The 25,551-nt window shown below is 68.5% G+C and carries 24 protein-coding genes and 1 tRNA gene; 24 read left to right on the top strand and 1 reads right to left on the bottom strand.

The features are described from left to right. Positions 1-11: 11 nt before the first annotated feature. A tRNA-Arg gene (locus tag KIH31_RS10860) sits at positions 12-87 on the bottom strand. A gap of 174 nt (positions 88-261) precedes the next feature. On the opposite strand from KIH31_RS10860, the gene KIH31_RS10865 reads away from it, so the two are divergent. The 24 genes from KIH31_RS10865 (at position 262) to murA (ending at position 25,538) form a co-directional block, all read left to right on the top strand. Next, complete coding sequence (locus tag KIH31_RS10865; protein WP_214427125.1) at positions 262-1,482, top strand: MFS transporter; 1,221 nt, start codon at positions 262-264, stop codon at positions 1,480-1,482. 50 nt (positions 1,483-1,532) lie between these two features. Next, a complete protein-coding gene (gene argS, locus KIH31_RS10870) occupies positions 1,533-3,173 on the top strand; it encodes an arginine--tRNA ligase (protein WP_214427126.1) in 1,641 nt (546 codons plus the stop codon). Then, positions 3,170-4,630 (top strand): diaminopimelate decarboxylase, encoded by a 1,461-nt coding sequence (gene lysA / locus KIH31_RS10875; protein WP_214427127.1) that lies wholly within the window; start codon positions 3,170-3,172, stop codon positions 4,628-4,630. The genes argS and lysA overlap by 4 nt, the downstream gene beginning before the upstream one ends. Before the next feature lie 8 nt (positions 4,631-4,638). After that, positions 4,639-5,964, top strand: a complete 1,326-nt coding sequence (locus KIH31_RS10880; RefSeq protein ID WP_214427128.1) for a homoserine dehydrogenase — start codon at positions 4,639-4,641, stop codon at positions 5,962-5,964. Beyond that, positions 5,965-7,095 carry a threonine synthase gene (thrC, locus tag KIH31_RS10885; RefSeq protein ID WP_214427129.1) on the top strand — a complete coding sequence of 377 codons (1,131 nt, stop codon included), beginning with the start codon at positions 5,965-5,967 and terminating at the stop codon, positions 7,093-7,095. A gap of 2 nt (positions 7,096-7,097) precedes the next feature. Beyond that, positions 7,098-8,045 carry a homoserine kinase gene (gene thrB, locus KIH31_RS10890; protein WP_374224869.1) on the top strand — a complete coding sequence of 316 codons (948 nt, stop codon included), beginning with the start codon at positions 7,098-7,100 and terminating at the stop codon, positions 8,043-8,045. Between the two features lie 270 nt (positions 8,046-8,315). Next, a complete protein-coding gene (gene rho / locus KIH31_RS10895) occupies positions 8,316-10,397 on the top strand; it encodes a transcription termination factor Rho (protein ID WP_214427130.1) in 2,082 nt (693 codons plus the stop codon). A gap of 185 nt (positions 10,398-10,582) precedes the next feature. Then, positions 10,583-11,656, top strand: a complete 1,074-nt coding sequence (gene prfA / locus KIH31_RS10900; protein WP_214427131.1) for a peptide chain release factor 1 — start codon at positions 10,583-10,585, stop codon at positions 11,654-11,656. Between the two features lie 24 nt (positions 11,657-11,680). Next, positions 11,681-12,532 carry a peptide chain release factor N(5)-glutamine methyltransferase gene (gene prmC, locus KIH31_RS10905; RefSeq protein ID WP_214427132.1) on the top strand — a complete coding sequence of 284 codons (852 nt, stop codon included), beginning with the start codon at positions 11,681-11,683 and terminating at the stop codon, positions 12,530-12,532. A 15-nt stretch (positions 12,533-12,547) separates the two neighbouring features. Then, a complete protein-coding gene (locus KIH31_RS10910) occupies positions 12,548-13,306 on the top strand; it encodes an L-threonylcarbamoyladenylate synthase (protein WP_214427133.1) in 759 nt (252 codons plus the stop codon). Then, positions 13,303-14,415 (top strand): MraY family glycosyltransferase, encoded by a 1,113-nt coding sequence (locus tag KIH31_RS10915; RefSeq protein ID WP_214427134.1) that lies wholly within the window; start codon positions 13,303-13,305, stop codon positions 14,413-14,415. Before KIH31_RS10910 ends, KIH31_RS10915 begins: the two co-directional genes overlap by 4 nt. Positions 14,416-14,511: 96 nt before the next feature. After that, a complete protein-coding gene (locus KIH31_RS10920) occupies positions 14,512-14,997 on the top strand; it encodes a hypothetical protein (RefSeq protein ID WP_214427135.1) in 486 nt (161 codons plus the stop codon). Between the two features lie 73 nt (positions 14,998-15,070). Next, positions 15,071-15,295, top strand: coding sequence for an AtpZ/AtpI family protein (locus KIH31_RS10925; RefSeq protein ID WP_374224870.1), 225 nt, complete (start codon positions 15,071-15,073; stop codon positions 15,293-15,295). Between the two features lie 115 nt (positions 15,296-15,410). Then, entirely contained in the window at positions 15,411-16,211 is an 801-nt protein-coding gene (atpB, locus tag KIH31_RS10930) for a F0F1 ATP synthase subunit A (RefSeq protein WP_214427137.1), read from the top strand. 83 nt (positions 16,212-16,294) lie between these two features. Next, positions 16,295-16,498, top strand: coding sequence for an ATP synthase F0 subunit C (gene atpE / locus KIH31_RS10935; RefSeq protein WP_160664848.1), 204 nt, complete (start codon positions 16,295-16,297; stop codon positions 16,496-16,498). A 45-nt stretch (positions 16,499-16,543) separates the two neighbouring features. Continuing rightward, positions 16,544-17,107: a F0F1 ATP synthase subunit B gene (locus KIH31_RS10940; protein WP_214427138.1), complete on the top strand. Its 564-nt coding sequence runs from the start codon at positions 16,544-16,546 to the stop codon at positions 17,105-17,107. Further along, positions 17,107-17,934, top strand: a complete 828-nt coding sequence (locus KIH31_RS10945) for a F0F1 ATP synthase subunit delta (RefSeq protein ID WP_214427139.1) — start codon at positions 17,107-17,109, stop codon at positions 17,932-17,934. The genes KIH31_RS10940 and KIH31_RS10945 overlap by 1 nt, the downstream gene beginning before the upstream one ends. A gap of 81 nt (positions 17,935-18,015) precedes the next feature. Next, entirely contained in the window at positions 18,016-19,653 is a 1,638-nt protein-coding gene (gene atpA / locus KIH31_RS10950) for a F0F1 ATP synthase subunit alpha (RefSeq protein WP_214427273.1), read from the top strand. Positions 19,654-19,732: 79 nt separating this feature from the next. After that, entirely contained in the window at positions 19,733-20,626 is an 894-nt protein-coding gene (locus tag KIH31_RS10955; RefSeq protein ID WP_214427140.1) for a F0F1 ATP synthase subunit gamma, read from the top strand. 49 nt (positions 20,627-20,675) lie between these two features. Then, positions 20,676-22,130, top strand: coding sequence for a F0F1 ATP synthase subunit beta (gene atpD, locus KIH31_RS10960; RefSeq protein ID WP_214427141.1), 1,455 nt, complete (start codon positions 20,676-20,678; stop codon positions 22,128-22,130). 2 nt (positions 22,131-22,132) lie between these two features. Beyond that, positions 22,133-22,417: a F0F1 ATP synthase subunit epsilon gene (locus tag KIH31_RS10965; protein WP_214427142.1), complete on the top strand. Its 285-nt coding sequence runs from the start codon at positions 22,133-22,135 to the stop codon at positions 22,415-22,417. A gap of 10 nt (positions 22,418-22,427) precedes the next feature. Beyond that, positions 22,428-22,859: a DUF2550 domain-containing protein gene (locus KIH31_RS10970; RefSeq protein WP_214427143.1), complete on the top strand. Its 432-nt coding sequence runs from the start codon at positions 22,428-22,430 to the stop codon at positions 22,857-22,859. Between the two features lie 149 nt (positions 22,860-23,008). Then, complete coding sequence (locus KIH31_RS10975; RefSeq protein ID WP_307857624.1) at positions 23,009-24,205, top strand: alpha/beta hydrolase-fold protein; 1,197 nt, start codon at positions 23,009-23,011, stop codon at positions 24,203-24,205. 37 nt (positions 24,206-24,242) lie between these two features. Continuing rightward, positions 24,243-25,538, top strand: a complete 1,296-nt coding sequence (gene murA / locus KIH31_RS10980) for a UDP-N-acetylglucosamine 1-carboxyvinyltransferase (protein ID WP_214427145.1) — start codon at positions 24,243-24,245, stop codon at positions 25,536-25,538. Positions 25,539-25,551: the final 13 nt, after the last annotated feature.

The raw sequence follows: 25,551 nt of genomic DNA on the forward strand, positions 1-25,551 counted from the left end.
CGGGGTTGTGCTGGTGCCCTCGATAGGATTCGAACCTACGGCCTTCTGCTCCGGAGGCAGACGCTCTATCCCCTGAGCTACGAGGGCAGCTGGCAGCCGGTACGGCCGCCGTTGGGAACTTCAAGAGCTTATCAGGTGTGGCGGGCCGGCGCGAAAACCGCCCGCCCGGCGCCGCGGCCGCGTGTCACTGCGCCGGCGCCGCGTGTCGGAACACCGGAGCCCGCGGCTGCAACGGGTGCGCGTGTAACGTCGAATCCCGTGATGAAAAGGGGATTCAGGGGCAGGCTGCTGGTGCTGGTGGGGGTTTTGCTGGTGGCTTTCACGCTCCGGATGGCGGTCACGTCCGTCCCGCCCCTGCTCAGCGCCATCGGCGCCCAGGTGCCGCTCGATGCCGCGGCCACCGGACTGCTGGGCATGCTGCCCACCGCCTGCTTTGCCGTTTTCGGCTTCCTCACCCCCTTCGTGACCCGCTGGGCCAGTCTGGAACGCCTCGCCGTGCTCGCCATGGGCCTGGCAGTCGCGGGCCAGCTGGGGCGCGCCCTGGTGTCCGACACGACCCTCTTCCTGGTGTTCTCGGTCGTGGCGCTGGCGGGGCTGGGGGCCGGGAACGTGGTGCTTCCGCCGCTCGTCCGCCAGTACTTCCCCGACCGGGTGGGCCTGGTCACAGCACTGTACGTGGCCACTGTCAGCCTGGGCACCGCGGTCCCGCCGGTGTTCGCCGTGCCGGTGGCCGACGCCGCCGGCTGGCAGGTCTCGACGGCGGTGTGGGCGGCCTTCAGCGTGGCGGCCGCGCTGCCCTGGCTCGCCGCCTATGCCTCCCGCGGCAGGAAGCCGGCGGGGGCCGCGCAGCCGGGCCGCGAAGCGGCGCCGGCCGCGGAGCCGCCGGTGCGCATCAATCTGTGGCGCTCGCCGCTGGCCATTGGCCTGACGCTGATGATGGGCTGCACCTCGCTGAACACGTACGCCATGTTCGCCTGGATGCCGGCCATGCTCACGGAGGCCGGGCTCGGCAGGGCCGACGCCGGCACCCAGCTGGGGTGGTTCTCGGTGCTCGGCCTTCCGCTGGGCCTGCTGGTGCCGCTGTTCGCCGCCCGGTTGCGCAACCCGCTGCCCCTGGTGGCGGTCTTCGTCTGCTGTTTCGCCGCCGGCTACCTCGGCCTCTGGCTCGCGCCGGCGTCGGCCACCCTGCTGTGGGTGACCCTGGCAGGGCTCGGGCCGGGGACTTTCCCGCTCTCGCTGGTGCTGGTGAACCTGCGCTCGCGGACCCACGCGGTCACGGGTGCGCTGAGCGGCTTCAGCCAGGGCCTCGGCTACGCGCTGGCGTGCCTTGGCCCGCTGCTCTTCGGCCTGATCCACGAGGCCACCGGCGGGTGGGGCCCTTCCTTCGGATTCCTGTTCGCGACCCTGGCGGTCCTTTTTGCCGGTGCCTGGTTCGCCTGCCGGCCGCAGATGGTGGAGGACCATCCAGGCGTCATCAGCTGACCCGCGGTCACGATTGGGGCGCTGTCTGCGCGCCCCACTATGCTGGATGGGTGACTCCTGAAGAACTTTCCGCCGCTATAACTGCCTGCCTTTCCGACGCCATCGACTCCGGCGAACTCGCCGTTGCCGCGCCCGCGGAGGTCCGGGTGGAGCGGCCGAAGAACCGGGAGCACGGGGACTGGGCCACCAACGTCGCGCTGCAGCTGGCCAAGCCGGCAGGGCTTTCGCCGCGCGACGTCGCCGGTATCCTCAGCGGGCGGCTGGAGGAGATCGACGGCGTTGCCTCCGTCGCCATCGCCGGCCCCGGCTTCCTGAACATCACCCTTGAGGCCGGTGCCGCCGGGACCCTGGCGCGCGTCATCGTCGAGGCCGGTGAAGCATACGGCTCCAATGACGCCCTCGCCGGGCATGTGATCAACATGGAGTTCGTCTCCGCCAACCCCACCGGGCCGCTGCACATCGGCCACACGCGCTGGGCCGCGCTCGGCGACGCCATCGCCCGGGTGCTGCGTGCCTCCGGGGCCGAGGTCACCGCCGAGTACTACATCAACGACGCCGGCTCGCAGATGGACACCTTCGCGCACTCGGTGCTGGCCCGCCTGCACGGCAGGGACGTGCCCGAGGGCGGCTACCCCGGCGCGTACATCCATGACCTCGGCGGCGAGGTGCTCAAGGCGCACCCCGGCATCCGCGAGCTGACCGACGAGGCCGCCCTGCCGGTGATCCGCAAGGCCGCCTACGAGGCGCAGCTGGAGGACATCCGCCGCACCCTCAGTGACTTCGACGTGCATTTCGACGTGTACTTCTCCGAGCAGGACCTGCACGACGAAGGCCACATCGAAGCTGCTGTGGCGCGGCTGCGTGAGCAGGGCCACGTCTTCGACGAGGGCGGCGCCGTCTGGCTGCGCACCACCGACTTCGGCGACGACAAGGACCGGGTACTCATCCGGGCCAACGGCGAGCCCACCTACTTCGCTGCCGACGCCGCCTACTACCTGTCCAAGAAGGACCGCGGGTACCCGGAGAAGATCTACCTGCTCGGAGCCGACCACCACGGCTACATCAACCGGCTGAAGGCCATTTCGGCTGCCGCGGGCGATGATCCGGAGAAGAACATCGAGGTCCTGATCGGCCAGCTCGTCTCGGTCAACGGCGCCAAGCTCTCCAAGCGCGCCGGCAACATCATCGAGCTCAAGGACCTGATCGACTGGCTGGGCAAGGACGCCGTGCGGTACTCGCTGGCGCGCTACCCCGCGGATTCTCCGCTCACCCTCGATCCGGAACTGCTGCGCAAGAACACCAACGAGAACCCGGTATTCTACGTCCAGTACGCCCATGCCCGGACCAAAGCCGTGGGCCGCAACGCGGTTGCTGCCGGCGTGGACCGCTCCGCGTTCGATGCCGCGGCGCTGAGCCACCCCACCGAGTCGGAACTGCTGGCGCACCTGGGCGCCTACCCGTCCGTGGTGGCGCAGGCAGCCAAATTCCGCGAGCCGCACCGCGTGGCGCGCCACCTCGAGGTGATCGCCGGCGCCTACCACCGCTGGTACGACGCCTGCCGGATCGCGCCCTTCGGCGAGGAACCGGTGACCGACGTCAACCGCACGCGCCTGTGGCTGAACGAGGCTGCGAGCCAAGTGCTGGCCAACGGCCTGGAGCTGCTCGGAGTGAGCGCCCCGGAGCGGATGTGAGCGCCCTTCCCGGCGCCGCAGCCGCCTCGCCGCTGGCACCCGGCTGGCTGGAGGTGCCTGAGGACCTGAACGAGCTCGTCCCGGTGCTCTGGGCGCACGACGCCGCCCGCACCTCCGGGGGCGAACTCGCCGTCGGCGGCGTCACGGTCAGTGAGCTCAAACGCCGGTTCGGCAGCCCGTTGTACGTGATGTCCGAGACGGACTTCCGCCGCCGTGCGCGCGACTTCAAGCAGGCCTACGAGGCGGCGTTCGCGCCGCTGTGCGGGGGAGCGGACGTCTACTACGCCGGGAAGTCCTTCCTCTGCACCGAGGTTGCCCGGTGGGTGACCGAGGAGGGCCTGCGGCTGGATACCGCCAGCGGCGGGGAACTCGCCGTCGCCGCGCGCGCCGGCGTGCCAGGGGAGAACCTGGGGCTGCACGGCAACAACAAGTCGGACGCGGAGCTGCACCGCGCGCTGGACATGGGCGTGGGCCGGATCATCGTGGACAGCCTGCCCGAGCTTGAGCGCCTGGCCCGGATCGCCGCCGAGCGCTCCGAACGCGCCAAGGTGATGCTCCGGCTGACTCCCGGCGTGCACGCGCACACCCACGACTTCATCGCCACGGCCCACGAGGACCAGAAATTCGGTCTCTCCATGGCCGACACCGCGGACCTCGATGAGCCGTCGCAGGGAAAGTCGCCGGCGGCGCAGGCTGTCGCCGCCGCCCTCGCGCACCCGTCGATTGACCTGCTGGGCCTGCACTGCCACATCGGCTCGCAGATCTTCGAGCCGGAAGGCTTCGCCCTCGCCGCCGAGCGTCTGCTCACCTTCGTGGCCATGATGCGCTCGGTGCACGGCGCCGAACTGCCCGAACTGGACCTCGGCGGCGGTTACGGCATCGCCTACGTCCCCGGGGACACTCCGCGCCAGCCCTCGGAACTGGCCGCGGCGCTGGCCCGGGTTGTTGCCTCCACCTGTGACCGGCTGGGCATCTCCGTGCCGCGGATCTCGATCGAGCCGGGCCGGGCGATCGTGGGCAGCACCACCTTCACCCTCTACGAGGCGGGGACGATCAAGAACGTCCAGGTGGACCTGCCGTCGGGCGGCACAGCGCCCCGGCGCTACGTCGCCGTCGACGGCGGAATGAGCGACAATGCCCGGCCCGTGCTTTACGACGCCGACTACTCCGCCGTGCTCGCTTCCCGGACCAGCGCCGCGCCGCCGGCACTGTCTCGCGTGGTGGGCAAACATTGCGAGAGCGGCGACATTGTTGTTAGAGATGTATATCTGCCCGAGGATGTCACCGCCGGGGACCTTCTTGCGGTCCCGGGTACCGGTGCCTACTGCTGGGCGCTGGCCAGCAACTACAACTATGTGCCGCGGCCTCCCGTTGTTGCCGTCACGGACGGCACCGCCCGGCTGATTGTGCGCGGGGAAACGGAAGACGACCTGCTGGCACGCGATATGGGAGCTTGAAAGCCTCGATGACGACACCACCACAGACACTGAAGGTGGCCCTTCTCGGCTGCGGAAACGTAGGTTCCCAAGTGGCCCGCATCCTGCTCGAGGACGCGGACCGGCTGGCGGCCCGGGCCGGAGCCAGGCTCGAACTGACCGGCATTGCGGTGCGCAACCTCTCGGCCGAGCGCGACGTGGAACTGCCTGCTGAGCTGTTCACCACCGACGCTCCGGCGCTGCTCAAGGGCGCGGACATCGTGATCGAGCTGATGGGCGGCCTCGAGCCGGCCCGGGGCCTGATCCTGGAGGCGTTCTCCCACGGCGCGAGCGTGGTGACCGGCAACAAGGCGCTGCTGGCCGAGCATGGACTGGAACTCTATCGTGCGGCCGACGCCGCCGGCGTCGAACTCGGCTACGAGGCCGCCGTCGCCGGCGCGATCCCGATCCTGCGCCCGATCCGGGACAGCCTCGCGGGGGACAAGATCACCCGCGTCCTGGGCATCGTCAACGGGACCACGAACTACATCCTCGACCAGATGGACACCACCGGCGCTTCCTTCGCCGACGCCCTGGCCGAGGCCCAGCGGCTGGGCTATGCCGAGGCGGACCCGACGGCGGACGTCGAGGGCTTCGATGCCGCGGCCAAGGCTGCGATCCTGGCCACGCTGGCCTTCCACACCCAGTTCCCGCTGGAGCACGTGCACCGCGAAGGGATCACCGGCGTCACCGCTGCCGACATCGCCGCGGCAAAGGACGCCGGGTACGTGATCAAGCTGCTCGCGATCTGCGAGCTGGTGGAGTCCGCCGGCGGCGTTCCGGGGGTCACCGTGCGCGTGCACCCGACCCTGCTGCCGCGCCAGCACCCGCTGGCCGCGGTGCACGGCGCGTTCAACGCCGTCTTCGTGGAGGCGGAAGCTGCCGGCGAACTGATGTTCTACGGCCAGGGCGCCGGCGGCACTCCGACGGCTTCCGCCGTCCTGGGCGACGCGGTCTCCGCCGCGCGCCGGATCGTGCTCGGCGGCCCGGCGCGGCCCGCCACGCCGCACGCGGAAGTGCCCGCACTGGGCATGGACGCGGTGACCACCAGCTACTACATCGGCCTCGACGTCGCGGACCAGCCCGGCGTGCTCGCCAAGGTGTCCCAGATCTTCGCGGACCACGGCGTCTCGATTGAAACCATGCGGCAGACGCTGCACCAGGAAGGCAGCGACGGACAGACGCTCGCCTCCGCCGAACTCCGCTTCGTCACCCACCGCGCCTCGGACTCGGCCCTCGCCGCGACCGTGGACGCCGTGCGGGAGCTCGACGTCATCAATTCTGTAACCTCCGTGCTGCGAGTGGAAGGAATCTAAGTGGCACACCAGTGGCGCGGAGTGATCCGCGAATACGCCGACCGACTGCCCGTGACCGAGACGACGCGGGTGATCACCCTCGGCGAGGGCGGCACCCCGCTGGTTCCGGCCCGGGCCCTCTCGGAGCTCACCGGCTCCACCGTGTACCTGAAGGTCGAGGGCATGAACCCCACGGGTTCCTTCAAGGACCGCGGCATGACCATGGCGATGACCGCCGCCGTCGAAGCCGGGGCGAAGGCCGTCGTCTGCGCCTCCACCGGCAACACCTCGGCGTCGGCGGCCGCCTATGCGACGGCCGCCGGGCTGACCTGCGCGGTGCTGGTCCCCGAGGGCAAGATCTCGATGGGCAAGCTCAGCCAGGCCATCGCGCACGGCGCAACCTTGCTGCAGGTGGACGGCAACTTCGACAACTGCCTGGAGGTCGCCCGGAAACTGGCGGACTCCTACCCGGTCTTCCTGGTCAACTCCGTCAACCCGGCGCGCATCCAGGGCCAGAAGACCGGTGCGTTCGAAGTGGTCGATGCGCTCGGCGACGCCCCGGACATCCACGTGCTGCCCGTCGGCAACGCCGGCAACATCAGCGCCTACTGGAAGGGCTACCAGGAGTACGCGGCGCCGTACGAGTCGGCCACCGCGGGCACCCTCCCGGCCGTGGCGACCAGGACGCCCGCCATGTGGGGCTTCCAGGCTGCCGGTGCGGCCCCGTTCGTCGCCGGGCACCCGATCACCGAGCCGGACACCATCGCCACCGCCATCCGGATCGGCAATCCCGCGTCCTGGGACACCGCGGTCGCCGCGCGGGATGACTCCGGCGGCCTCATCGAGGCCGTGACGGACGAGCAGATCCTCGCTGCGCACCGCTGGCTCTCCGCCAAGGAGGGCGTCTTCGTGGAGCCCGGGTCCGCCGCCGGCGTCGCCGGCCTGATCAAGAAGCACGCGGCCGGCGAGGTGCCGACCGGCAAGACGATCGTCATCACGGTCACCGGCCACGGCCTGAAGGACCCGCAGTGGGCCCTGCGCAACGCCGACGGCTCCGAGGTCGTGCCGCAGAAGGTGGCCTTCGACGTCGTGACCGTCGCCGCGGCGCTCGGCCTCGACACCGGCGTGCACGCCGGCGAGGATGAGGCCTGACGGTGGCAGATGCGGTGCTGCCCGGGCAGTCCGTCACGGTCAGGGTCCCGGCGACCAGCGCCAACCTCGGGCCCGGCTTCGACACCATGGGCCTGGCCCTGACGCTCCACGACACGGTCACCGTCGAAACCCTCGACAGCGATGAGCTGGTCTTCGACCTGCGCGGCGAAGGCGTGGAGGAGCTGCCCCGCGATGCCAGCCATCTGGTGGTGCGCTGCGTCGACGCCGCCCTCGACCGGGCGGGCTACTGCCGGCGCGGGCTGAAGGTCAGCGCCGAGAACGTCATTCCGCACGGCCGCGGCCTCGGGTCCTCGGCGTCAGCGATCGTCTCCGGCGTGCTCGCCGGCAACGCGCTGCTGCCGCCGGAGGCCCGGCTCGACGACGACGGCGTGCTGCAGCTCGCCTCGGAGCTCGAAGGCCATCCCGACAACATCGCGCCTGCCCTGACAGGTGCGCTGTCCGTGTCCTGGCAGGCGGGGGACAGCTACCGCAGCGCGCGGATCGTCCCGGCGGCCTCAATCGTGCCGGTCGTGGCGATCCCGCAGGTGGAATTGTCCACCGAGACGGCCCGGGCCATGCTTCCCTCCTCCGTGTCGCACCAGAGCGCGGCGGCCAACTCGGGCCGCGCGGCCCTGCTGGTGCACGCCCTGACCGCCGACCCGTCGCTGCTGGTGGAAGGCACCGAGGACTTCCTGCACCAGAGCTACCGGGCCGAAGCGATGGGCGCCAGCGCCGAGCTGATGAACGCCCTGCGGGAGCACGGCCACGCGGCGGTCATATCGGGCGCGGGGCCGACCGTACTGGTCCTTGCGGACGGCCCGGAGGACGCCGACGACGTGCAGCAGTCCATCGAGCGCTTTGCGGCCTTGAGCGAAAACAGCGCGAACTGGCGTGTTCTACGTCTCGCAGTTGACACAGAGGGTGCTAAAGTGGAGATGCACCGGCGGTAGCGCCTCAATGGCCACCGAGACGGACCCTTTCAGCTAAGGATCCCCGGAGCCACCTTCGAAGGCCTGTCTGACAGACTCACGGACGCGTTCCGTGCCTAAGGCTCTGAGCCCGCGGCGGCCAGCCATTCCCTTGCAAGGTGCACTTTTTTACGGCTCCGCCTGGAAGAAGACCAAGGCTAAGCCAGACACCCCTGCCGTATTTCTGAGGTACGGCCGGATCAAATCACCGCGGTTCGTCTCTGAACCGCCGTCGAGGGGGAAGGATCCTTCGTGACAGAAACCACTGACCTGGCAACAGGTGTGGACCACGCAACTTCGGCTGCTGAAGGCAGCAAGAGCAGCGGACTCGCCGGCCTGAAGCTGGCCCAGCTGCAGGCTCTTGCGGGGCAGCTTGGCATCACGGGCGGTTCCCGGATGCGCAAGGGCGACCTCGTGGCCGCCATTTCCGACCACCAGCGCGGTTCCTCCGTCGCTGACCGCCAGCCGCGCGCGGCTGTTCGCACTGAGCAGGCTCCGGCCGCCGAGGCGCAGGCTCCCGCCGCTGCCGAGGCTCCGGCTGCCGCAGAAGGTGCCGAGGCTCCGCGCCGCACCCGCGGCCGCAGCCGCCGCGCCGCGAGTGACGGCGTCATCAGCGCCCCGGCCGGGACCGAAACGCCCGCCGAAACCGCTCCTGCCGCCGCTGCTGTGCAGCCGGCCCTCGAGGCCGGCCACGGCGAGGCAGCCGAACTGGAGCAGGGCGGCCGCCGCCAGCCCCGCGTGCGCAACCGCCGCGGCGGCGAGCAGGCCGAGGCCGAGACCGTGCAGGGCCAGCCCGCCGAACAGCGCGCCGAGCAGCAGCGTTCCGAACAGCGCGGCTCCGAGCAGCGCCAGGACCGTGCCGAGCGGACCGAGGAGTCCTCGCAGAACGGCCGGGGCCGTGACAACGAGGGCCGCGGCCAGCGCGGGGAGCGCGGCGAGCAGAACCAGCGCAACGAAAACCAGCGCGAGAACCGCAACCAGCGCGGCGGCCGTGAGGACGTGCGCAGCGACAACCGCGACGACAGCGAGGACGGCGGCCGCGGCCGGAACCGGCGCAACCGCAACCGCAACGAGCGCGGCGGCCGGGACAACGACCGCTTCCGGGACCGCAACGACCGCCGTCGCGGCCGCAGCCAGGGCCCCGAGGTCGACGACGTCGAGGTGACCGACGACGACGTGCTGCTGCCCGTGGCAGGCATCCTGGACGTGCTGGAGAACTACGCGTTCATCCGCACCTCCGGCTACCTGCCCGGCCAGAACGACGTCTACGTCTCCCTCGCCCAGGTGAAGAAGTACAACCTGCGCAAGGGCGACGCCGTCGTCGGCGCCATCCGCGCGCCGCGTGAAGGCGAGCAGCAGAACCAAGGCAACCGCCAGAAGTTCAACGCGCTCGTCCGCGTCACCAGCATCAACGGCAAGACACCGGAGGAGATGAAGGACCGGGTCGACTTCGCGAAGCTGATCCCGCTCTACCCCTCCGAGCGCCTGCGCCTTGAGACCGAGCCCAAGAAGATCGGTCCCCGCGTCATCGACCTCGTGGCCCCGATCGGCAAGGGCCAGCGCGGCCTGATCGTGTCCCCGCCGAAGGCCGGCAAGACGCTGATCCTGCAGTCCATCGCGAACGCGATCACCACCAATAACCCTGAGGTCCACCTCATGATGGTCCTGGTGGACGAGCGTCCCGAGGAAGTCACGGACATGCAGCGCACGGTCAAGGGCGAGGTTATTGCCTCCACCTTCGACCGCCCGGCCGATGACCACACCACGGTCGCCGAGCTCTCCATCGAGCGGGCCAAGCGCCTGGTCGAAATGGGCATGGACGTCGTGGTGCTGCTCGACTCGATGACCCGTCTGGGCCGTGCCTACAACCTGGCCGCTCCCGCGTCGGGCCGCATCCTCTCCGGTGGTGTCGACTCGGCAGCGCTCTACCCGCCGAAGCGCTTCTTCGGTGCCGCCCGCAACATCGAGAACGGCGGCTCGCTGACCATCCTGGCGACCGCTCTCGTGGAGACCGGATCCAAGATGGACGAGGTCATCTTCGAGGAGTTCAAGGGCACCGGCAACATGGAACTGCGCCTGTCCCGCCAGCTGGCCGACAAGCGCATCTTCCCGGCCGTGGACGTCAACGCGTCCGGCACCCGGCGCGAGGAGAACCTGCTCTCGCCTGAGGAAGTCAAGATCATGTGGAAGCTGCGCCGGGTCCTTTCCGGGCTCGAGACGCAGCAGTCGCTGGAACTGCTCACCTCCAAGATCCGCGAGACGCAGTCCAACGTCGAGTTCCTGATGCAGGTGCAGAAGACGACGCTTGGCGCCAAGGGCGACGACGACAAGTAGCTCTGCCTTCCCGCTCAAAATATGCCGGCCCCGCCCCTGCGCCGGGTGGTTCACGATCTGCGATCGTGAGCCACCCGGCTTCGGCAGGCCCGATGCCACTCCCTGGCCGGCATATTTTGAGCGGTCTGTTTTTAAGTCCCCTTGGTCGTAACTAGACTCTTGCAAAGAGTCGAAAGAGGTTTTTGATGTTTGAGTCCGTACAGGGTCTGTTGGATGAGCATGCTGATTTGCAGCTCCGGTTGAGTGATCCTGCGGTGCATGCGGACCAGTCGCTGGCCCGGAAACTGGGACGGCGGTATGCGGAACTGAGCGGAATCGTCGAGGCGCACCGCAAGTGGCACACGCTTGAGGACGACCTGGCTGCGGCGAAGGAAATGGCCGCGGAGGATCCAGATTTTGCCGCCGAGGTGCCGACGCTGCAGGCCGACCTCGAGAAGGCGCAGGAGAAGCTGCGCCGGCTGCTCATCCCGCGCGACCCGGACGACTCCCGCAACGTGATCCTCGAAGTGAAGGCGGGCGAAGGCGGCGACGAATCGGCCTTGTTCGCCGGCGACCTGCTGCGCATGTACACCCGCTACGCGGAGAGCCGCGGCTGGAAGACGGAGATCATCTCGGCGAACGAGTCGGATCTGGGCGGCTACAAGGACGTCCAGCTTGCCGTCAAGGGCAACTCCAACGACCCGGCCGAGGGCGTGTACGCCCGGCTGAAGTTCGAAGGCGGCGTGCACCGTGTCCAGCGCGTGCCGGTGACCGAATCCCAGGGCCGCATCCACACCTCGGCTGCCGGCGTCCTCGTGCTTCCCGAGGTGGACGAGCCCGAAGAGGTCGAGATCAGCCAGAACGACCTCAAGATCGATGTCTACCGGTCTTCGGGCCCGGGCGGCCAGTCCGTGAACACCACCGACTCCGCCGTGCGCATCACCCACCTGCCCACGGGCATCGTGGTGGCGATGCAGAACGAAAAGTCGCAGCTGCAGAACCGCGAAGCGGCGATGCGCGTGCTGCGGGCGCGGCTGCTGGCCCACCAGCAGGAGCAGATCGACGCGGCGAACTCGGAGGCCCGCAAGTCCCAGATCCGCACCATGGACCGCTCCGAGCGGATCCGGACCTACAACTTCCCGGAGAACCGCATCGCCGACCACCGCACCGGGTACAAGGCCTACAACCTTGACCAGGTGATGAACGGCGATCTCGAACCCGTGGTGCAGTCCGCGATCGAGATGGACGAACAGGCCCGCCTGGACGCCATCGGCGAGTAGCCGCACCGGAACCGGAACAAGGCAGTGGAGCAGACCCTTCAGGAAGCAGTCCGCGCTGCGGCCGGACGCCTGGCCGACGCCGGCGTGCCGTCGCCGCGCGTTGACGCAGAGCTGCTGGCCGCCCACTTGCTGGGCACCTCGGTCGGCTCCGTGCGCGCCCGCATGCTCACCGGAGCAAAGGCGCCGGCAGGCTATGAGGACCTGGTCGCTGAGCGCGCCCGCCGCATTCCGCTGCAGCACATCACGGGCAAGGCGTACTTCCGGCACCTCGAGCTGCACGTGGGCCCGGGCGTCTTCATCCCGCGTCCGGAGACCGAATCCGTGGTGCAGCTCGCGCTCGACTGGATCGGAAGCTCCGGCCTCGCTGCGCCCGTGGTCGTGGACCTTGGCACGGGCTCGGGAGCGATCGCCGGCTCGGTCGCGCAGGAAGTGCCGCAGGCCCGGGTGCACGCGGTGGAAAAAAGCCCGCTGGCGTTCGCCTGGGCAGAGCTGAACCTCCGTCCGCTGGGGGTGGACCTCGTTCTGGGGGATCTGCGGGACGCCTTCGGCGAGCTGGACGGCACCGTCGACGTCGTCGTCAGCAACCCGCCGTACATCCCGGCGGCCGCCGTGCCGCGGGAGCCCGAGGTGGCGGGCCATGACCCGCAGGAAGCACTGTACGGCGGGGGAGAGGACGGGCTCCAGCTGCCGCTCGCGGCAGCCGCCAGCGCCGCGCGCCTGCTGCGCCCGGGCGGCTTCTTCGTGATGGAGCACGCCGAGGTGCAGGCTCCCGAAATCCTCGCCCGGCTCGCCCGGGACGGGCACTGGGAGCAGGTGCGCACCCACCAGGACCTGAACGCAAAGGACCGCGCCACGAGCGCCGTCCGCAGCAAGTGATGAAAGAATGGGCCAGTGACCACCAGTTTCAACTGCACTGACGAGGATCAGCGGGCCGAAGGGCTTGCCCAGGCACAGAAGGCCATTGCTGCGCAGCAGTGCGTCGTCATGCCCACCGACACGGTCTACGGCATCGCCGCGGACGCCTTTTCCGCGCGGGCGGTGGCGACGCTGCTCGCGGCCAAGGGACGCGGCCGGAGCATGCCCCCGCCGGTGCTGATTCCGCGGCTGCAGACCCTGGACGGACTGGCCGCCGACATCCACCCGGACGCGCGCCGGCTCGCGGAACGCTTCTGGCCCGGCGGCCTGACCTTGATTTTCGCTGCGCAGCCCTCGCTCACCTGGGACCTGGGCGAGACCAAGGGCACCGTAGCGCTGCGCATCCCCGATGACCGGACGGCGCTGGACCTGCTGACCATCACCGGCCCGCTGGCTGTCTCATCCGCGAACCGGACCGGCCAGCCGTCGGCGCGGACGGCGACAGAGGCCCGCGGCCAGCTGGGGGAGGCGGTGGAGGTCTACCTCGAGGACGGCTTCCGCCCCGTCGGCTCCGACGACGCCGTGCCCTCCACGATCGTGGATGCGACCTCCGAGCCGCTGCGGGTCGTGCGGCAGGGCGCCGTGTCGCTGGAGCAGCTGCGCGAGGTGGTGCCCGGCATCCTCGGAGCCGGCGAGGTTCCGTCCGCGGAAACTCCCGCCGACGCGGCCACCGGGGATGCTCCCGTGGAAGAAGCCGCGGAGGAAGCGCCCGCCGGGGAGCCCTCCGGTTCATGAGGGCGTACCTGCTGGTCCTGCTGATCGCGGCGGCGGTGTCGTTCGTCTGCACGCCGCTCGCGCTGCGGACCGCGCGGCGCCTGAAGGTGTCGACACCGATCCGGGACCGGGACGTGCACTCCGAACCGACGCCCCGGCTGGGCGGTCTGGCGATGTTCGCCGGAGTGGCCGTGACCCTGGTGATCGCCTCCCGGATGAGCTTCCTGCACGGCATCTTCCGCGACAACGGCGCCGTCTGGGGAATCCTCGGCGGGGCCGCCGTCGTCATGCTGCTCGGCGTCGCCGACGACATCTGGGACCTGCCCTGGTGGCTCAAGCTCGGAGGCCAGGTGGTTGGCGCCCTGATCGTGGCCCAATGGGGAGTGAGCCTGTACCAGATCCCGCTCGGCCACATTCCGGTCAGCGACCCGCTCCTGCAGGTGGCGATGACCACCTTCCTGATCGTGCTGACCATGAACGCGATCAACTTCGTCGACGGCCTGGACGGCCTCGCTGCCGGCGTCGCCGTGATCGGCGGCGCCGCGTTCTTCATCTTCACCTACTGGGTCACCCGCACGGCCAGCGCGGAGGACTACTCGAACCTTGCCACGCTGATCATGGCCGCGCTGATCGGTGCCTGCCTCGGCTTCCTGCCGCACAACTTCTTTCCCGCCAAGATCTTCATGGGGGACGCGGGCTCCATGCTGATCGGCCTGCTGATGGCCTCCGCGGCGATCGCCGCCGTCGGCCAGCCGGTGGGCGAAGGGATCCGCCGGGCCTACGGCCTGCCCGCGCTGATGCCCATCATCCTGCCCATCGCCGTGATGATGCTGCCGCTGGTGGACCTGCTGCTCGCGGTGGTGCGCCGCACGGCGCGGGGACGCTCGCCGTTCCACCCGGACAAGGGCCACCTGCATCACAAGCTGATCGACCTGGGCTACACCCACCAGCAGTCGGTGCTGATCATGTACCTGTGGGCAGCCGTCACGGCCTTCGGCGTCGTGGCCTTCGCGTTCTTCCCCTGGGGCTGGGTGCTGCTGGCGGACGCGGCCGCGTTCGGCCTCTCCGTGCTGTTGACCCTGCATCCGTGGGCGCGCAACGGCAACGGCCGGGACCTGGCCTCGGGCTGATCCCGGCGCGGGGAAAACCTTCTTCTATCTCAGGTAGAATTGTCTCCGGCAGTCACTCGCCACCTTTGATGCAGGCACTCCGGAGATCGGGCCACGATGAACCACGACAAACCGCCGCGCGGACGCATGTCCGGCGACGCTGTCGTCGCTTCGGGACCCACGCGATCGCCCTGGCTGCGCATCCTCGGCGTCTCGGCTGCTGCTGCGGCCGCTGCGCTGGTGCTCTCGGGAATTGCGGCGGCAGCCGTGGCCGGACCGGCGGCGGTTTTGAGCGACGCATTCGGCACCGCACTGGTGGTCGCCTTCTTCGGGATCTCGCTGCTGGTGGGCCATGTGATGGGCCGGCGCAACCCCTCCGGAGCGATCGGCATCTTCGCCGTCGCCTACGTGATCAAGGTGGTCGGCTTCGCCGCTGTGCTGCTGCTCGTCGGCGTTCCGCCGTGGCTGTCCCGGACCTGGTTCTTCGTCGGCGCGGTCCTCACCGTCGTCGTCTGGCAGGCGGCCGAGGTCATCACTTTCAGCCGGACCCGCCTGCAGATTTTCAACGATCCCCAGCCCGCTCCGGAGCCGGACGATGCGTAACCAGGACACCCCTTCAGCTGCCTCCGGACCCGCTTCCGGCGAGGAGCGCAACGACGGCGGATACAACGCCGGAATGGCCGTCTTCAGCTACATCATTGGCGGAATCATCGTCTGGAGTTTGATAGGGTTGGGGTTGGATAAGCTGTTGGGGACGCAGTGGTTTGTGCTGGCCGGAGCGCTCATAGGCCTCGCGGGCAGCTTTTATCTTGTCCACAAGCACCGCCTGTTCCGCCGCACCGATTCCGATGGCAACGAGGCTCCGGACGGCCCGGCGAAGCGCGGGGATGACGGACAGTGACCGGACACAGCAATTCCAGAGACACCGCACAACTTCAGACTTGGGGGCACGAGCATATGAACCGCACGACGCCCCGCATTATGCCCAAAGAAGGACACTGCAGAGAGGAAACGCGTTGATCGCGCTTGCGCTCCCCGCCCAGGATGGGGGCGGATTCACCCCGCCCGGCATCGAAGACTTGCACCTTCCGGCAATCCTGCCGTGGGGAGCTGCCGACGGTTTCTCCAAGCAGATGCTGCTGGTGATCCTGTCCGCCGTACTGCTCGCTGCCTTCTTCCTCGCAGCCGCACGCCGCGGGGCGATGGTTCCCGGCAAGCTGCAGTTCGTCGGCGAGATGGCGTACGGCTTCGTGCGCAACTCCATCGGCAAGGACATCATCGGCGGCCGCGACTTCATGAAGTACGTGCCGCTGCTGTTCAGCCTCTTCTTCTTCATCCTCGTCAACAACATCTACGGGGCCATCCCGCTCCTGCAGCTGCCGACGTTCTCGCACGTCGGCGGTGCCTATGTGCTGGCCGCCATCGTCTACCTGACGTGGATCGGGATCGGCGTGAAGAAGCACGGACTGCGCTACTTCAAGCTCGCCACCGTTCCGTCCGGAGTGCCGTGGTACATCCTGCCGATCGTGGTGCCGATCGAGATCATCTCGAACTTCCTGGTCCGCCCGGTCACCCACTCGCTCCGTCTCTTCGCGACGATGCTCGCCGGCCACTTGATCGTGATGCTGGCCGGGTCCGGCATCGAGTTCCTGGTCACCCAGGAGAACGTGCTGCTCAAGGGAGCGTCGCTGCTGGTGCTCGCCGGAGCGATCGCGATGTACATGCTCGAGGCCCTGATCATGGTCCTGCAGGCCTACGTCTTCACGCTGCTGACCGCCATCTACATCGAAGGCGCGCTGCACGCCGACGCGCACTAAGACCCACCTTTAGAACTTCCCCTCCTGGGGATGGACCTGAACCAAACAACCTGCCACACGGGTGGCATCTTGAAAGGAACAACATGAACGGCAACCTGAACCTCGTTGGTTACGGCCTCTCCGCCATCGGCGGTGGTATCGGTGTGGGTCTGGTCTTCGCGGCCTACATCAACGGTGTGGCCCGTCAGCCCGAGGCCCAGCGAGTCCTGCAGCCCATCGCCTTCCTGGGCCTGGCCCTGACTGAAGCTCTCGCCATCCTTGGTCTGGTCTTCGCCTTCGTTCTCTAAGAGACCGAAGCGCTACATCAGAACCGAGTAGAAAGGACGGGTGAAATGAATCAGGTGACTATCCTCGCCGCTGCTGCAGGCTCCTCGCCCAGCCCCCTGGCGCCTAACCCCTGGGAGATGGGGGTCGTCCTCATCAGCTTCGCGGTGCTCTTCTACATCGTGTGGAAGTTCGTCGTCCCGATGTTCGAAAAGACCTTCGCGGAGCGCACCGAGGCTATTGAGGGCGGCATCGCCAAGGCCGAGAAGGCCCAGGCCGAAGCCACCGCTGCGCTGGAGGAATACAAGCAGCAGCTGGTGGACGCCCGCACGGAAGCCAACCGCATCCGTGAAGAAGCCCGTTCCGAAGGCGCCCAGATCCTGGCCGACCTGAAGGAGAAGGCTGCTGCCGAGGCGGCCCGCATCACCGAACAGGCCCACGTCCAGATCGAGGCGGAGCGCCAGGCTGCTGTCGTTTCCCTGCGCTCCGAGGTCGGATCGCTGGCCACCACGCTGGCCAGCCGCATCGTGGGGGAGTCCCTCAACGATGACGCGCGGTCGGCGCGGGTCGTGGACCGCTTCCTCGCGGACCTCGAAGGCAATGCTGCGCAGAGTGCAGGTGCGTCGAACTAATGGCAGGTGCATCGAGCGAATCGCTGGCCAAAGCACTCGCCGGGCTTGAAACGAAGCTTCCGGCCGCGTCGCTGTCGCTGGCGGAGGAACTGTTCGGGATTCTGGGCACGGTGGATGACTCCGCCGCCCTGCGCCGCGCACTGACCGATCCCGCCCGCAGCGGCGAGGAGAAGGCAGGCCTGGTGACGACGCTGTTCGGCGGAAAGGTTTCGGCCGAAGCGCTGGAGATCACCCGCGGGCTCGCCGAGTCCCGCTGGGGTTCGGCGCGGGACATCAGCGATGCGCTCGAGACCGTGGCTGCAGCAGTGGTCGTGGCTTCGGAGGAGAACCGGACGGCCGGCGGAACTGCCGGTCTTGAGGCCCTTGAGCGGCTGGAGAACGAACTGTTTGCGTTCAACCGCGCTGTGCAGTCCAGCCATGACCTGCAGCGCGCGCTGTCCGAGCCGCAGGCCAGCCCCGCGGCCAAGACCGCGCTGGCGCTGCGGATGGTTCCCGGCGCGGGCGATGCCGCACGGCTGCTGATCAGCCAGGCTGTCAGCCACCCGCGCGGACTCAAGCCCGTGAAGCTGGTGGAGCGGTTCGTTGAACTGGTCGCCAGCAGCCAGAAGCGCTGGATCGCCGAGGTCGCCGTAACGCGCCCGCTGACAGCGGCCCAGGCGGACCGGCTGCAGGCGGGGCTGAACGCGCTGTACGGCCGTGAGCTGAAGGTGAACATGAACGTGGACCCGTCGTTGATCGGCGGCGTTCGCGTCAGGGTCGGCGACGAAGTCGTTGATGCCTCCGTGATCACCCGCCTGGGTGAGCTGCGACGCCAACTCGCTGGCTAGCCAGACCAGCAACCGTTAGAGACTGAAAAATCGGTCATCGTGAACAACGATGATCACGAAATAGGAGAGCAGGGACTGCAGATGGCCGAATTGACCATCAACGCCGACGACGTCCGGAATGCGTTGAACGATTTCGCGGCGTCCTACGAACCCGGCAACGCCGAGCGCGTAGAGGTCGGCCGTGTGACCGCCGCCAGTGATGGAATCGCCCGCGTCGAGGGACTTCCCTCGGTGATGGCGAACGAGCTGCTTCGGTTCGAAGACGGAACTCTGGGCCTGGCCCAGAACCTTGACGTGCGCGAAATCGGCGTGATCGTCCTCGGCGACTTCACCGGCATCGAGGAAGGCCAGGAGGTGCACCGGACCGGGGAGATCCTCTCCGTGCCCGTCGGTGATGCGTTCCTCGGCCGCGTCGTCGACCCGTTGGGACAGCCGATCGACGACTTGGGCGAGATCAAGGCCGAGGCCCGCCGCGCCTTGGAGGTCCAGGCCCCCGGCGTAACCCAGCGCAAGTCGGTGCACGAGCCGATGCAGACCGGCCTTAAGGCCATCGACGCCATGATTCCGATCGGCCGCGGCCAGCGTCAGCTCATCATCGGTGACCGCCAGACCGGCAAGACCGCCATCGCCGTGGACACGATCATCAACCAGAAGGCCAACTGGCGCTCCGGCGATGTCGAGAAGCAGGTCCGCTGCATTTACGTGGCGATCGGGCAGAAGGCGTCGACCATCGCGGCCATCCGCCAGACCCTCGAGGACAACGGGGCCCTGGAGTACACCACGATCGTGGCCTCCCCGGCCTCCGACCCGGCGGGCTTCAAGTATCTTGCCCCCTACGCCGGCTCCGCCATCGGCCAGCACTGGATGTACGGCGGCAAGCACGTCCTCATCGTCTTCGATGACCTCTCCAAGCAGGCCGAGGCCTACCGTGCCGTGTCGCTGCTGCTGCGCCGGCCGCCGGGACGTGAAGCCTACCCGGGAGACGTGTTCTACTTGCACTCCCGCCTGCTCGAGCGCTGTGCCAAGCTCTCGGACGAGCTCGGTGCCGGTTCGATGACCGGTCTGCCGCTGATCGAGACGAAGGCCAACGACGTCTCGGCCTACATTCCGACCAACGTCATCTCGATCACCGACGGCCAGATCTTCCTGCAGTCGGACCTGTTCAACGCCAACCAGCGCCCGGCGGTCGACGTCGGTGTCTCGGTGTCCCGTGTGGGCGGTGCCGCCCAGGTGAAGTCGATGAAGAAGGTCTCCGGCACGTTGAAGCTGGACCTGGCGCAGTACCGCGACATGCAGGCGTTCGCGATGTTCGCGTCCGACCTGGATGCGGCTTCCCGCCAGCAGCTCACCCGCGGTGCCCGCCTGATGGAGCTGCTCAAGCAGGGCCAGTACCAGCCGTTCCCGGTCGAGGACCAGGTCGTCTCCATCTGGGCCGGCACCAACGGCTACCTGGATGACGTTCCGGTTGAGGACATCTCCCGCTTCGAGTCGGAGTTCCTTGAGCACCTGCGCCACAGCTCGTCGATCCTGACGACGCTCGCGCAGACCAACAAGCTCGAAGATGACACCGTCGAGGCGCTGAAGTCCTCGATCGAGGACTTCAAGCGCGGCTTCTTCGGCGAAGGCGACAACCGCCTGGTCGGCGCCGGCCACGAGGAATTCGAGGCCATCGACGAGGGCGAAGTCGACCAGGAAAAGATCGTCCGGCAGAAGCGCTGAGCCAACCGGTGAGCGGACGGAGCCGGCGTCCAGAGGATGTCGGCTCCGCCCGCCCCGCGAGGGCTAGGAAAGGAAGAAAATGGGAGCCCAGATCCGGGTCTACCGCCAGAAGATCAATTCGACGACGTCGATGCGCAAGATCTTCAAGGCGATGGAGCTGATCGCGACTTCGCGGATCGGCAAGGCGCGGGCCCGTGTGGCCGCTTCGCAGCCGTACGCCAACGCGATCACCCGCGCAGTTTCCGCCGTGGCGTCGCAGACCCAAATCGACCACCCGCTCACCACCGAGCCGGAGCAGGTCCGCCGCTCGGCGGTCCTGGTCCTCACGGCCGACCGCGGCCTGGCAGGGTCCTACTCGGCCGGTGTGCTCAAGCAGGCCGAGGGGCTGGCCGAGCTGCTGCGCGGCGAAGGCAAGGAAGTCAAGACCTACTTGGTCGGCCGCAAGGCGCAGGCGTACTTCGAATTCCGCGGCCGTCCGTACGAGCAGGTCTGGACCGGGGGGACCGACGCGCCCGAGTTCGACACCGCCCGCGAAATCGGCAAGGTGCTGCTGGAACAGTTCTCGCTCGGCTTCGAGCAGGGCGGCGTGGACGAGATCCACGTGGTCTACTCGCGGTTCCAGTCGATGGTGGTCCAGGTTCCGACGGTGGTGCGCCTGTTGCCGCTGGAAGTTGCCGACGAGTACGTCAGCGACGAATCCGACCTGCTGCCGCTGTACGAATTCGAGCCGGAGACCGAGCAGGTCCTCGACGCGCTGCTGCCGCGCTACATCGAGTCGCGCATCTTCGCGGCGCTGCTGCAGGCGGCCGCCAGCGAGCTCGCTGCCCGCCAGCGCGCGATGAAGTCCGCCGGTGACAACGCCACCGAGCTCATCAAGAAGTACACGCGACTGCGCAACACGGCCCGGCAGGCCGAGATCACGCAGGAGCTCTCCGAGATCGTTGCCGGCGCCGACGCGCTGAACGCCTCGTAGGCACCACCCCAAACGTAACCACGCCATCTAACTGAGTGAAGTGAGAGAGATGACTGCCACAGCAACAGAGCAGGTAGCCGCGAAGGCCGGCTCCACCGGGCGGATCGCCCGCGTGATCGGCCCGGTCGTCGACGTCGAATTCCCGGCCGACGCCATCCCCGAAATGTACAACGCTCTCACCACAGAGGTAACCCTCAACGGTGAGACCCGCACCATCACGTTCGAGACCGCCCAGCACCTTGGCGACAACCTCGTCCGTGCGATCTCCCTGCAGGCGACCGACGGCCTGGTGCGCGGCTCCTCCGTGCAGGACTCCGGGTCTCCGATCTCGGTGCCCGTGGGCGACGTCGTGAAGGGACACATCTTCAACGTCCTCGGCGAGCCGCTCGACGTGGCCGCGTCCGAGCTGCAGATCACCGAGCGCTGGCCGATCCACCGCAAGGCGCCGTCGTTCGCCTCGCTCGAGGGCTCGACCGAAATGCTCGAGACCGGCATCAAGGTCATCGACCTCCTCACCCCCTACATCAAGGGTGGCAAGATCGGACTCTTCGGTGGCGCCGGCGTCGGCAAGACCGTGCTGATCCAGGAAATGATCACCCGTGTCGCCCGCAACTTCGGCGGCACCTCGGTGTTCGCCGGCGTGGGCGAGCGCACCCGTGAAGGCAACGACCTCTGGGTTGAGATGGAAGAGGCAGGCGTCCTGAAGGACACCGCCCTTGTGTTCGGCCAGATGGACGAGCCGCCGGGAACGCGCCTGCGTGTGGCGCTGTCCGCCCTGACCATGGCGGAGTACTTCCGCGATGTGCAGAACCAGGACGTGCTGCTGTTCATCGACAACATCTTCCGCTTCACGCAGGCCGGTTCCGAGGTCTCCACGCTGCTGGGCCGCATGCCCTCCGCCGTGGGTTACCAGCCGAACCTGGCCGACGAGATGGGCCTGCTGCAGGAGCGCATCACCTCGACCAAGGGCCACTCGATCACCTCGATGCAGGCGATCTACGTTCCCGCGGATGACTACACCGACCCGGCTCCGGCGACCACCTTCGCCCACCTGGACGCCACCACCGAGCTCTCCCGCGAGATCGCTTCCCGCGGCCTCTACCCGGCCGTGGACCCGCTCACCTCGACGTCGCGCATCCTTGACCCGCAGTACATCGGCAAGGACCACTACGACACCGCTGTGCGCGTGAAGCAGATCCTGCAGAAGAACAAGGAGCTCCAGGACATCATCGCCATCCTCGGTGTCGACGAGCTCTCCGAAGAGGACAAGATCGTCGTCGCCCGGGCGCGCCGCATCCAGCAGTTCCTCTCGCAGAACACCTACACGGCCAAGCAGTTCACCGGCGTCGAGGGCTCGACCGTGTCCATCAAGGACACCATCGAAGGCTTCAAGGCCATCTGCGACGGCGACGTCGACCACATCGCCGAGCAGGCGTTCTTCAACGTCGGTGCGATGGACGACGTCGAGCGCCAGTGGGCCAAGATCCAGGAATCGACCAAGTAACCATGGCCGAACTGGAAGTCGAGATTGTCGCGGCGGACCACTTCGTGTGGTCCGGCGCGGCCAAGATGGTCAAGGCACGGACCAGCGACGGCGAGATCGGCATCCTTCCGGGACACTCGCCGGTGCTCGCGGTCCTGGCGGCCGGCGACCTGGCGATCGAGCCGGTATCCGGCGCGCGGATCGCGGTGACGGTCGACGGGGGATTCTTCTCCGTGGACTCCAACCGGGTCGTGATCGTGGCTGACAACGCCCAGATGGGTGAGTCCACCAGCGCGGGGATCCGTTAGCACTGTCTTGATGAACGATCCAGGCGCAACCTTCATGGTCCTTTCGGCCGTGTTCGTGCTGTGCCTGCTGGCTCTGGCCGCTTTCGGGGCACGCCGCATGTACCTGCGGCGTGCCCTGGGCACTGTCGATGCCTCCATCTGCCGGCTCGGTGAGAACTGGCGGATGGGAGTGTGCCGTTACCAGGACACCGAACTGGAGTGGTTCAGCCTGCTGTCGTTGAGCCCCCGTGCCCGGTACCGGTTCAGGCGCAGTTCGCTGCTGCTGCAGGGCCGGCGGGTGCCGTCGGAGGCTGAGCGGACCAAGGTCCAGCCCGACGTCGTGATCGTGAACTTGAGCTATGAGGGTGAAGACCTTCTGCTCGCAATGAAATTCGATGCCTATGCGGGTCTGTCCTCCTGGCTGGAGGCCGGGCCCGTGGTCGGCATCGGAACCTGGCGCTGAAGGCAGTGGACGCTGTCTCAGGAATCAGCCTCGTTGACGGGCCGGTTCCGCTTCTCTGCTGGGTCGGTGGAATTCTCGGGGGATCCTTCCTTCTCTGCCGCCCGCTTTTTGCTGCCCGGAATAACCGCCGAAGGGCCGTCATCGCTGCTGTGCCGGGGGCCGCAGCGCTGGCGGCCCTTGGTCTGCACTGGCTGCTCGTGCAGGTTCTCCTCATCCTTCCCGAGCCCTTGCCGCCCGAGGTGCTCGGCTGGACGGCCGCCGTCGTGGCCGCCGCAGCCCTGGCCGTTCCCTCAATCCTGTCCCGGCGCCCGGACGCCGCCGGCGCGTGGCGCCTGCTGCCGGTGGCAGCCCTGCTGCTGGTGCTGCTGCTCGCAGGCCAGCAGGTCAACGCGTACTTCCGGCTGGACCGCTCGGCGGGCGACCTGGTCGGGAGCGCGGTCAACGGCATCCCTGAGCTCGAGCAGCAGTACCGGGCCCCCGCTTCGCCGGCCGCTTCGGGGCGGGACGCCGCGCCCCGGGACCTGCGCTCCTGGCGGCCGCCCGCGGGCATCCCGGCCACCGGCCTGGTCCGCAGGGCCGCCATCCCCGGCACACGGTCCGGTTTCCACGCCCGCGAGGCCTACGTCTACCTTCCGCCGGCCTACCTCGTACGGAACCGGCCGCTGCTGCCGCTGCTGGTGCTCGTCCCCGGCCAGCCCGGCTCCCCGCAGGACTGGATCACCGGGGGCCGGCTGAAGTCGGTGATGGACGACTACGCCGCCAGGCACCGCGGCGTGTCTCCCGTCGTCGTCGTGGCCGACGCCAACGGGGACCCGACCGCCAACCGCCTCTGCATGGACAGCCGGCTGGGCAAGGCCGAGACGTATCTGGCGTCGGACGTGCCGGCGTGGGCTCGCACCACCCTGGACATCGACCCGGACGCCTCCCGCTGGGCGGTCGGCGGCTTCTCGTTCGGCGGCACCTGCGCGCTGCAGTTGGGCACCCGCCACCCTGACCTGTTTCCGACAATCTTCGCCTTTTCCGCCCAACGGGAGCCGTCGCTCTCCGCCGACCGGAACAAGACGATCCACGATTCCTTCGGCGGGAACGTCAAGGCCTTTGAGGCCCACACGCCGCTGAAGCTCCTGGCAACCCGGCGGTTCCCGCACAGCCGGATCTACTTTTCCGCCGGCAGCAAGGACAGCGAGTACCTGGACAACCTGCATGTGCTGGCCGCCGCGGCCAGGAGGGCCGGCGCAACGGTGCGCACCGCGGAGGTGCCCCATGCGGGCCACTCCTGGGCGGTGGCTGCCGGCTCGCTCACGCCGGCGCTGGACTTCGCTGCGGCCCCGATGGGCCTGCCCTGACCGCGGGCGCGGCCGCCGGTCTCCTAGGATGGCAGGTATGGAAGACGTGATCGTAGTGAGCGGGCCCGCGGTGCTGAACGGCGCCGTGGAGGTGTCCGGGGCCAAGAACAGCGTGCTCAAGCTGATGGCGGCCACCCTGCTCGCCGAAGGCGTCTCGACGATCGGCAACGTCCCCAACATCCAGGACGTCTGGATCATGGCTGACCTGCTGCGCCGGCTCGGTGCCGCCGTCGAGTACGACCCCGAGCGCTCCACCGTGGCGATCGACGTGCCGGCTGATCTGTTGCACCAGGCCGACTACGACCTGGTCCGCGCCATGCGTGCCTCGATTTCCGTGCTGGGACCGCTCGTGGCCCGGTGCCACCAGGCCGAGGTCGCCCTTCCCGGCGGCGACGCGATCGGCTCCCGCGGCCTGGACATGCACCGGGCGGGGCTGGAGCTGATGGGGGTGTCCATCGCGATTGACCACGGCTACCTCGTCGCCCGCGCACCGCAGGGCCTGAGCGGGGCGCGCCACGTGCTGGACTTCCCCTCCGTGGGGGCCACCGAGAACCTGATGATGGCCGCCACGCTGGCGCAGGGAGTGACAGTGATCGAGAACGCGGCGCGCGAGCCCGAGATCGTGGACATCGCGGCAATGCTCAGTTCCATGGGCGCCCGGATCGAGGGCGCCGGGACGAGCACGGTCACCATTACCGGTGTCGAGCGGCTGTCCCCGGCGGCGCACGACGTGCTGCCGGACAGGATCGTGGCAGGGACCTGGGCCTTTGCCGCGGCGGTGACCGGCGGGACAGTGACCGTCCGGCGCAGCCGGGCGCAGGACCTCGGGGTTGTCCTCGACAAGCTGACGCAGGCCGGCTGCCGGATCAGCATAGAACCCGACGGCTTCACCGTTGCCGGGCCTGAGCGGCCGCTGCCGATCAACGTCTCCACGCTGCCGTACCCCGGCTTCCCCACGGACCTGCAGCCGTTCGTGGTCGCGCTGAACGCCGTCGCCGACGGTTCCGGCATGGTCACCGAGAACGTGTTCGAGGCCCGCTGGGGCTTCACCTCGGAACTGGCCCGCCTCGGCGCCGTGGTCCGGCTCGACGGCCACCATGCACTGATCAAGGGCGTCGAGCGCCTCTCCGGGGCTCCCGTGGAGGCAAACGACATCAGGGCCGGGGCCGCACTGGTCATCGCCGGGCTGGTCGCGGACGGCGTCACCGAGGTGCACGGGGTCTCCCACATCGACCGTGGATACGAGCGGTTCGTGGAACACCTGACCGGCCTTGGGGCGCAGATTGAACGGCGCGGGCTCAGCAGCGAGCGTGACATGTTCGCCACGCTCTAAAGCGCATTAAACA

The organism is Paenarthrobacter sp. DKR-5 (assembly GCF_018531425.1).
Lineage (GTDB): Bacteria > Actinomycetota > Actinomycetes > Actinomycetales > Micrococcaceae > DKR-5.

Bases quoted from the DNA above. Each gene is read 5' to 3' on its own strand.
- KIH31_RS10865 (WP_214427125.1), top strand. From the start codon at position 262: ATGAAAAGGGGATTCAGGGGCAGGCTGCTGGTGCTGGTGGGGGTTTTG.
- KIH31_RS10880 (WP_214427128.1), top strand. From the start codon at position 4,639: ATGACGACACCACCACAGACACTGAAGGTGGCCCTTCTCGGCTGCGGA.
- prfA (WP_214427131.1), top strand. From the start codon at position 10,583: ATGTTTGAGTCCGTACAGGGTCTGTTGGATGAGCATGCTGATTTGCAG.
- KIH31_RS10915 (WP_214427134.1), top strand. From the start codon at position 13,303: ATGAGGGCGTACCTGCTGGTCCTGCTGATCGCGGCGGCGGTGTCGTTC.
- KIH31_RS10920 (WP_214427135.1), top strand. From the start codon at position 14,512: ATGAACCACGACAAACCGCCGCGCGGACGCATGTCCGGCGACGCTGTC.
- KIH31_RS10925 (WP_374224870.1), top strand. From the start codon at position 15,071: ATGGCCGTCTTCAGCTACATCATTGGCGGAATCATCGTCTGGAGTTTG.
- atpE (WP_160664848.1), top strand. From the start codon at position 16,295: ATGAACGGCAACCTGAACCTCGTTGGTTACGGCCTCTCCGCCATCGGC.
- KIH31_RS10940 (WP_214427138.1), top strand. From the start codon at position 16,544: ATGAATCAGGTGACTATCCTCGCCGCTGCTGCAGGCTCCTCGCCCAGC.
- KIH31_RS10945 (WP_214427139.1), top strand. From the start codon at position 17,107: ATGGCAGGTGCATCGAGCGAATCGCTGGCCAAAGCACTCGCCGGGCTT.
- atpA (WP_214427273.1), top strand. From the start codon at position 18,016: ATGGCCGAATTGACCATCAACGCCGACGACGTCCGGAATGCGTTGAAC.
- KIH31_RS10955 (WP_214427140.1), top strand. From the start codon at position 19,733: ATGGGAGCCCAGATCCGGGTCTACCGCCAGAAGATCAATTCGACGACG.
- atpD (WP_214427141.1), top strand. From the start codon at position 20,676: ATGACTGCCACAGCAACAGAGCAGGTAGCCGCGAAGGCCGGCTCCACC.
- KIH31_RS10965 (WP_214427142.1), top strand. From the start codon at position 22,133: ATGGCCGAACTGGAAGTCGAGATTGTCGCGGCGGACCACTTCGTGTGG.
- KIH31_RS10970 (WP_214427143.1), top strand. From the start codon at position 22,428: ATGAACGATCCAGGCGCAACCTTCATGGTCCTTTCGGCCGTGTTCGTG.
- murA (WP_214427145.1), top strand. From the start codon at position 24,243: ATGGAAGACGTGATCGTAGTGAGCGGGCCCGCGGTGCTGAACGGCGCC.